This is a genomic window from Oceanobacillus kimchii X50 (assembly GCF_000340475.1).
GTDB lineage: Bacteria > Bacillota > Bacilli > Bacillales > Amphibacillaceae > Oceanobacillus > Oceanobacillus kimchii.
In genome coordinates this window covers 628,704-631,678 of sequence record NZ_CM001792.1, presented here as the reverse complement: position 1 = coordinate 631,678, position 2,975 = coordinate 628,704, and the positions used below count along the sequence as shown (strand labels likewise).

At 51.8% G+C, this 2,975-nt stretch carries 1 rRNA gene; it reads right to left on the bottom strand.

Annotated elements, in window-relative coordinates:
• Nucleotides 1-3: 3 nt before the first annotated feature.
• A 23S ribosomal RNA gene (locus C794_RS03535) occupies nucleotides 4-2,923 on the bottom strand.
• Nucleotides 2,924-2,975: the final 52 nt, after the last annotated feature.

Genomic DNA, 2,975 nt, shown 5'->3' with positions numbered 1-2,975 from the left:
AACTTAGATAAGTCCTCGATCAATTAGTATCCGTCAGCTGCACGTGTCGCCACGCTTCCACCTCGGACCTATCAACCTCATCGTCTCTGAGGGATCTTACTCACTCGAAGTGATGGGAAGTTTCATCTTGAGGGGGGCTTCATGCTTAGATGCTTTCAGCACTTATCCTTTCCACACGTAGCTACCCAGCCATGCTCCTGGCGGAACAACTGGTACACCAGCGGTGTGTCCATCCCGGTCCTCTCGTACTAAGGACAGCTCCTCTCAAACTTCCAACGCCCACGACGGATAGGGACCGAACTGTCTCACGACGTTCTGAACCCAGCTCGCGTACCGCTTTAATGGGCGAACAGCCCAACCCTTGGGACCGACTACAGCCCCAGGATGCGATGAGCCGACATCGAGGTGCCAAACCTCCCCGTCGATGTGAACTCTTGGGGGAGATAAGCCTGTTATCCCCGGGGTAGCTTTTATCCGTTGAGCGATGGCCCTTCCATGCGGAACCACCGGATCACTAAGCCCGACTTTCGTCCCTGCTCGACTTGTAGGTCTCGCAGTCAAGCTCCCTTCTGCCTTTACACTCTACGAATGATTTCCAACCATTCTGAGGGAACCTTTGGGCGCCTCCGTTACTCTTTGGGAGGCGACCGCCCCAGTCAAACTGCCCGCCTGACACTGTCTCCGAACCGGATTACGGTCCTGGGTTAGAATGTTCATACAGCGAGGGTGGTATCCCACGGGTGCCTCCACGAAGCTAGCGCTCACGCTTCAAAGGCTCCCACCTATCCTGTACAAGCTGCACAAACATTCAATATCAGGCTACAGTAAAGCTCCACGGGGTCTTTCCGTCCTGTCGCGGGTAATGCGCATCTTCACGCATAGTATAATTTCACCGGGTCTCTCGTTGAGACAGTGCCCAAGTCGTTGCACCTTTCGTGCGGGTCGGAACTTACCCGACAAGGAATTTCGCTACCTTAGGACCGTTATAGTTACGGCCGCCGTTTACTGGGGCTTCGGTTCAAAGCTTCGCTCCGAAGAGCTAACTCGTCCCCTTAACCTTCCAGCACCGGGCAGGTGTCAGCCCCTATACTTCGCCTTTCGGCTTCGCAGAGACCTGTGTTTTTGCTAAACAGTCGCTTGGGCCTATTCACTGCGGCTCCTCCTTAAAAGGAGCACCCCTTCTCCCGAAGTTACGGGGTCATTTTGCCGAGTTCCTTAACGAGAGTTCTCCCGCTCACCTTAGGATTCTCTCCTCGCCTACCTGTGTCGGTTTGCGGTACGGGCACCTATGATCTAACTAGAGGCTTTTCTTGGCAGTGTGAAATCCGGAACTTCGGTACTTTATTTCCCTCCCCATCACAGCTTGAAATTGCCAGACGGATTTGCCTATCTGACTTTCTCACTGCTTGGGCGCACACATCCATCGGTGCGCATTCCTTATCCTACTGCGTCCCCCCATCGCTCAAACAATCATGAGGTGGTACAGGAATATCTACCTGTTGTCCATCGCCTACGCCTGTCGGCCTCGGCTTAGGTCCCGACTAACCCTGAGAGGACGAGCCTTCCTCAGGAAACCTTAGGCATTCGGTGAAAGAGATTCTCACTCTTTTTTCGCTACTCATACCGGCATTCTCACTTCTAAGCGCTCCACCAGTCCTCACGGTCTGACTTCACAGCACTTAGAACGCTCTCCTACCATTGTTCGTAAGAACAATCCGCAGCTTCGGTGATACGTTTAGCCCCGGTACATTTTCGGCGCAGAGTCACTCGACCAGTGAGCTATTACGCACTCTTTAAATGGTGGCTGCTTCTAAGCCAACATCCTGGTTGTCTGGGCAACTCCACATCCTTTTCCACTTAACGTATACTTTGGGACCTTAGCTGGCGGTCTGGGCTGTTTCCCTTTCGACTATGAACCTTATCACCCATAGTCTGACTCCCAAGTTTAAGTAACTGGCATTCGGAGTTTGACTGAATTCGGTAACCCGGTAGGGGCCCCTAGTCCAATCAGTGCTCTACCTCCAGTACTCATCATCTTGAGGCTAGCCCTAAAGCTATTTCGGAGAGAACCAGCTATCTCCGTGTTCGATTGGCATTTCACCCCTACCCACACCTCATCCCCGCATTTTTCAACATACGTGGGTTCGGGCCTCCAGTCAGTGTTACCTGACCTTCACCCTGGACATGGGTAGATCACACGGTTTCGGGTCTACGACCACATACTATATCGCCCTATTCAGACTCGCTTTCGCTGCGGCTCCGTGTCTTCCACTTAACCTTGCATGGGATCGTAACTCGCCGGTCCATTCTACAAAAGGTACGCCGTCACCCATTAACGGGCTTCGACTACTTGTAGGCACACGGTTTCAGGTTCTATTTCACTCCCCTTCCGGGGTGCTTTTCACCTTTCCCTCACGGTACTGGTTCACTATCGGTCACTAGGGAGTATTTAGCCTTGGGAGATGGTCCTCCCGGATTCCGACGGAATTCCACGTGTTCCGCCGTACTCAGGATACACTCCGGAGGAAATTCTTTTTCAATTACAGGGCTGTTACCTTCTTCGGCTGATCTTTCCAGATCGATTCATTTAAAGAATTTCTTTGTAACTCCAAAGGAGTGTCCTACAACCCCAGAAAGCAAGCTTTCTGGTTTGGGCTCTTTCCGTTTCGCTCGCCGCTACTCAGGAAATCGAGGTTTCTTTCTCTTCCTCCAGGTACTGAGATGTTTCAGTTCCCCGGGTCTGCTCCCTATACCCTATGTATTGAGGTATAGGTACTGCTCCATTACGAACAGTGGGTTTCCCCATTCGGAAATCCCCGGATCAAAGTTTACTTACAACTCCCCGAGGCATATCGGTGTTAGTCCCGTCCTTCTTCAGCTCCTAGTGCCAAGGCATCCACCGTGCGCCCTTATTCACTTAACTAAGTTGTTATTTCAGTAAATAAGCGTGCTAATTTAATAGCCTTGTTTCAATA